Annotated in this window: 3 protein-coding genes; 2 read left to right on the top strand and 1 reads right to left on the bottom strand. The window is 35.5% G+C overall.

From position 1 onward, the window contains the following. The first annotated feature begins 1,365 nt into the window (after nucleotides 1-1,365). Nucleotides 1,366-2,754: a PepSY-associated TM helix domain-containing protein gene (locus AC6CHR_RS20275; protein WP_498250852.1), complete on the top strand. Its 1,389-nt coding sequence runs from the start codon at nucleotides 1,366-1,368 to the stop codon at nucleotides 2,752-2,754. Between the two features lie 27 nt (nucleotides 2,755-2,781). Next, entirely contained in the window at nucleotides 2,782-3,252 is a 471-nt protein-coding gene (locus tag AC6CHR_RS20270) for a FixH family protein (RefSeq protein ID WP_498250843.1), read from the top strand. 240 nt (nucleotides 3,253-3,492) lie between these two features. Here the strand turns inward: AC6CHR_RS20270 and AC6CHR_RS20265 are convergent, their stop codons facing one another. Then, nucleotides 3,493-6,264, bottom strand: coding sequence for a glycosyl hydrolase 53 family protein (locus tag AC6CHR_RS20265; RefSeq protein ID WP_498250842.1), 2,772 nt, complete (start codon nucleotides 6,262-6,264; stop codon nucleotides 3,493-3,495). Between the last annotated feature and the right edge of the window lie 68 nt (nucleotides 6,265-6,332).

Raw genomic sequence — 6,332 nt, 5'->3', positions numbered from 1 at the left:
AACAAAAACTGCACCTCCAATTGTTAGTTGTGTCTAACAATTGGGGTTCAGTTCAAATTGAAGATCCTTTTTCATTGCCTATAATTATCCTTAGTAAACTAAAAATGTATTTATATTGACTTGGAAATAACCTTGAGAACCTTATAAGGATTTCAAGTGTAACGTAACAATAATGTTGTTTCATTATCAATTCGAAAACTAAGATCCTTACTACATAAACAAGTTTAGTAAAGATTTTTAAAGTTGTTTATTTTTATAGTTTAACAACTATTTCTTCTTTGAGAGTGAGAATAAAGTTGTTTATTTTTGTTCAACACTTTCCTTTTTCTTTTATAAATTTAAAAAAATGCAAAAAGGGACTAGATTAACATATCGTCCTTTTTTTGCCTTCGCTGGATTAATTCAGCAATATTAGCATGTCTTATTTTCGGAAAATAACTTCAACGAATTTATATCTGAAATTCCTCTGCAACTTTCCTCAATACATCTTCTTTCATCGCATGTAGGTAACCTTCCGAATCTTTTGAAAAACTCGTTAGTAAACTCTGTAACCCTTAATAGTTCACATCCTGTAAACAACCTTCTGACTTGATTGAATCGATTAAGACAAGGGCAACAACATTGATTTTGGCACTGACCGCACCTTGAGCACATAAGTAATTCCCCCTTTTGATGGTGATATTACTTATTACTCAGGAACAAGACAAGTTGGAACGGCTAATCCCCTAGTTTCAGTTGTTCTATATTAAATTAAAGGATAATTTAATATTTTTAATGTATGGTCCCTAAAAATTGAGGAGATCTTTTTACATCTGCAGTGACCATAATACTTAGTCCCAACAAAAGTTAGTTTCTTCAGACAAACAATCTTTTTTAAGGAATCACCCTTTTGATGCAGAAAAACAATTTCATTGATTGTTAAAGTTCAACATTTCATCACATGTTATATCATAAGCTAGACAATTTAAATTTTATAATTAAAATAGATGTCCTTATTGCTATAAAGATACACATTCAAGATTAACCGTTCAATTATTCAAAAAGGATCACCACATAGAGCAAACATGTTTTCCTCATTGTGGTCTACTTAGAGATAAAGATTAGAAAATGACGTAACTCAGATTATTTGTCATGTTTTTTTAAAAGATACAACAATAAGTACTAAGACTGCTACCTTTCTTTTAAATTTAGATATTTATTTGAATTGTTGCAACCAGAAGTCATTGTTTTTGAATCAATGAAACAAGCTAAACTATTTCAATTGGGATTTGCTGGGGAACTATATACATTGAAGAAGCTATCAAGTAATAATGGTTGAAATGCAAAGTAAAGATTGTTGTCATAAAAAGTAAGGAGGGGAAAAGCATAGAGTCTATAAAAGAAGAAACATCTATTAATAATCAAGAAGAATTGGATAAAAAACATGCAAAAGCTTCCCTATACAGAAGAGTATGGAGATGGCATTTTTATGCGGGGATTATTTTTGCTCCATTTCTTATTATTCTCGCATTTACTGGTTCTATTTATTTATTTAAACCACAGATTGAGCAAGTCATTTATCAAGATTATTATGGGGTTACTCTCCAGGGAGATAGAATGACAGCTACAGAGCAAATAGAAGAAGTCAAAAGGTTATACCCGGATGCAGTAGTGACAAAATATCGTCCTGGAGAAAATGATGAACGTTCGAGCGAAGTAAGTATCACCTCAAACAATGAGTCACTAACAGTTTTTATCGACCCATTTTCTGGAAAGTCCCTTGGTGAATTAAGTAATGAAGATCTAATAATGGATAAAATTGAAGAATTTCATGGGGAACTAATGGCTGGTACGTTAGGAGATAGAATTGTAGAATTAGCTGCCTGCTGGGCTATTGTGCTCATTGTTACAGGTCTTTTTTTATGGTTTCCAAGGAAGAGAAAAGAACTGTCTGGTGTTCTTTTTCCGAGACTTAATAAAGGGAAAATGATTTTCAGAAGAGACCTTCACGCAGTACCTGCATTTTGGATAACAGCAGGAATGGTATTTCTAATTATGACTGGTTTGCCCTGGTCAGGGTTATGGGGAAATCAATTTCAGACAATTGTCACCAATACTGGAACAGGATACCCTCCATCTGTATGGATTGGTAATACACCGACATCAGAGATAAAAACAAAGGATATTGTAGATGTTCCTTGGGCTGCAGAAAATTTAGATGTACCTAATTCTGAACTTCAAGGTTTTGTTCCTATTTCTCTTGATGATGTTGTTGAAATAGCCAACCGGGAAGGTATGCATCCAAGTTATACTGTTATTTTTCCAAGTGATAAAGAAGGGGTATATACTTTATCAGCTTTTCCTCCAAGAGCACAAGATGAGGCTACAATTCATGTTGACCAATATTCAGGTGCTATTCTTGCTGATTATCGTTATGATAACTATGGTTTAATAGGCAAAGTAGTTGCTTGGGGAATCACTTTGCATAAAGGCACTCAATTCGGTTTAATTAACCAATTAATTAGCCTTCTAATTTGTTTAGGTATTATTTTTGTTGCAGTTAGTGGATTTTATCTATGGTGGAAACGAAAGCCTAATAAAAGATTAGGTGCCCCAAAAGCTATTAGTATGAAGAAAATGAAACTTTTTCTCATTTTGATGATAAGTCTAGGAATATTGTTTCCTTTAGTTGGTCTGTCTCTTATTGTTGTTTTTGCAGTAGACTGGCTAATTATTAAAAGAATAGCTAAGCTTAGGAATTTTTTTAATGCATAATACAACACGTAAAAGGTGGCATTTACAGTGAAAAAATATATATGTTTTCTTTTCATTTTCATTTTAGGCACTGTGCTAAGTGCATGTTCCCTTGAACAAGACGTTGAAAAGCTATATAAAGAAGAATTTCCACTTAAATCAGAAATACTCATACCTAATACTTTTTTGGCAAACGAAAAAGAAACCATAAAGGTTATGCTTACCCAACAAGGAAAAAGAGTGAATGATGCAGACTTTGTTCATTTTGAAATTTGGAAACAAGATGGGTCTGTAAAATATTCTATGGAAGAAGCAAATGAAATAGGAAACGGTACTTATTATATAAGTAAAGATTTTGATATTGAAGGTCTTTATTTTGTAAAAGTACACGCTGGTAATGATGGTTCAATTATAATCCCTAAAAAACAATTTGTTGTAGGGGAACTTTCAGAAAGTGAAATAGACTTCTTGCAAAAAGGAATACAAAGCGAAAATGAAGTTCAAGAACATCATCATTAAAAACAAGGTTCTTTGCTAATTTGTAATTTTTCCACTTCAACTAACGGCGGCTTTAGTTGAAGAACGAAAAGTACATAAAAAGGGCTTGGATTTATCTCATCCAAGCCCTTTTAGTGTCTAATTAATGGTATTTCATTTGCTATTTAAGTTGTGGATTTTTTAACATGTTATTTTGCATTTTTTTTCACGATATCGGAACTTCTTACCTTTCAAAGGCCGGACTTTAAAAGGTAAATTTGTTTAATCATTTTTCAAACTTAAGCGTCGGCTAATGAATAGAGCTAAACAGCTAATCCCTAGTAATAATAGTCCTATTACTAGTATATTGTAAGTACTTGATGCTGTATCAGGTAATTCTTTACCCTTTTCAGATACTTTAACAGGATTTTCTAGTTTGTCTGTTAGATCTGTTTTGGAACCCTCATTATCTTTATCTCTAGATTGATCATCATTTCCTTCACCAGGTACTGGAATTCCAGTATTTTCCTTTGGTGGTTGATTGGGTTCCTTTACCTCTAGGGTTGGATCAACATCTGGCTCTTCTTCAATATCTCCTACACGATATAAATAAAAATCATCTAAACTTCCCCAAGCACCTGGGTTAGCTTTTATATTCGCTCCTATCGTTACTGTACCACCCTCAACTAGAATATCTGCAAGTTCAGGGTTATTCCAACTCCCCCAGCCATTAACTGAGGTATCTATTTTATATTCTTCATCATCCGTTTTAAGATAGATGAACATGTCGGAATCTTCTGCATCCCCACCCTGGAGAAACATCGAAAAGTTATAATACCCTGGTTCTAAGCCAGTAATCGTTTGCTCCACTCTGAAATCAACTGCTTCATCGGAGTAAAAATGTAGTGAGTATTCCCCTGACTTTGCGTCTGAAGCATTTTGTTGATAGTCAGCGTGTGGTACAGATCCATTATCATAAATGATCTCCCACATACTTCTGTCACTTTCTTCAAAGCTGGGGTTTAACAGGTGATTCTCTGGATTTATTTGAATAGTAGCAGTTACAGTGCGTCCTTCTTCAAGAACACCATTAATGACATATGTTCCAACACCATCGCTGATTGCTTGTGATAATGCTGCTTGATCCCAAGTAACTGGAACTGATCCTTCACTACCATCATTGTAACTTACTGTTACTGTTTTAGGTAAGGTAATCGTTTCTCCGGCAATCGCATTGATTGATAGGTTCTCAACTTGGTCGATTTCCAATGGTGCAACCGCTCCTGTATCAACATAGTTAAAGACATTCAATGAAGGTAATGGGTGTCCATTAAAATCAAATAACGCCTGATTGTCTACAGCACTTCCACCAAACCACTCGCCTGCGTCATGGGGATCATATTCTGCCGCATAGCTAGTAGCCCAACCTGAACCTTGTTTTTCCCAGATCTCCTTATTTTGCTCGATCTCTTCAGGTGAACCGACTGGTATCCATGCTGGTTCCCAGTAGAACACACCTATCCCAGCGTCGCCCACATTAGAAACCGCTTCCATTACATCCCTTACTGCAGTTGCTTGACCTTGGACTGTAATCGGGTAATTTAACGTTTGACCTGAATCCTTTGGTGCTGTATTTCCATGTCCATCGCCATCTTCAGCTGTGTACGCATAGGATGTCTCGGCAACCATCACTTTTTTACCGTACTTATCTGCCACATTGCTTAATACTGTTGTTAAATTCTCTAATGTACCATGCCAGAATGGATAATATGAACTAGCAAATACATCATAATCTACACCATTTTCTTTTAAGGTATCAGCAATCGTTTCATATCTTCCTACCTTTTCAGGATTTGTAAAATGTAAGGCAATTAAAATCGAGGAATCTACTTCTCTTATCGCTTTACTTCCCGCACTGAATAACGCACTCATCCTTGTCCAATCAGATTCTCCAACAAATGAGCCTGTTGTCTCATTTCCGACTTGAACCATACCAATGTTGATACCTTCATCTAAAAGAACTTGCAAGCTTTCTTTTGTATAGGTATATAAAGCATTCTTCTTATCTTCGAAACTTAAATTCTCCCAAGCCTTTGGTGCCTGTTGTTTAGCGGGATCCGCCCAAAAGTCGGAGTAATGGTAGTCTACTAACAGCTTCATTCCGTTAGCAGTCGCTCTTTTTCCTATTTCTATCGCCTTTTCTAAATCATTATTACCACCACCGTAACCATTACCTTCAGCATCATAAGGGTCGTTCCAAATACGAACGCGCACATAGTTTACACCCGCTTCGTTCAAGGTTGTAAAAATGCCCTGTTCCTTTCCAGCCTCATTATAAAACTTCACACCACTATCCTCTAATGAAACGATGCTAGAAACGTCTACACCTTTTATAAATTCATTATCAATACCGGCAACTCTTTCTACAAAAATATCAGCTTCGACTGGTTCTGGAAGAGTAGTATCATCTGCTTCCTTCAACATTAAGCTAAAGCCATCTAAATAACCCCAAGCGTTCGGTTCACCTATAACGTTAGCCCCAACTTGGAAATTAGTCGTTTCTTTCGCCAATTCAAATGTTAGTGTAATCGTTTCCCACGCATTGTAACCTTTCGTTGTAACTGTTTCGATCATTTCATCACCAGCAAATAGTTTCACATGACCTGCTTCACTACCTGCTCCTCCCATTATTCTTACAGATAGTTGATAACTTCCTGCTGGGAGGGTTGGAACGGTCTGATTTAATGTAAAGGACTGTTTTTCTCCCGCTGTATCCTTTATCCAATATTTAAAAGCATGCTCACCCTCATCCTTATTAAGCAAAGGATCTTCTGAATACTTATAATGTTGTGCTTCAAGATGATCCCAATTTAAAGGATCGACTGTCCATGAATCATCATCCCAAAAGTTTGCTTCAAATCCGCCATTCGTTATGTAATTTTCCTGTGTATTAGCAGCATATCCTCGACTACCTTGTAAACTTAATGAGCTAAACATCATCATCACCACTACTAACAAAGATAAAACTACTTTTTTACTTACCTGCAAATACATAAGACCACACCTTTACTTTTTATTTTAATAAAGGGCTGTTTTCGCAAAGATTATTGTTCTCGTATAAG

Source organism: Metabacillus sp. GQ13, from assembly GCF_059758525.1.
The sequence above is the reverse complement of the archived record's forward strand: the minus strand, read 5'-3'. Positions and strand labels throughout refer to the sequence as shown.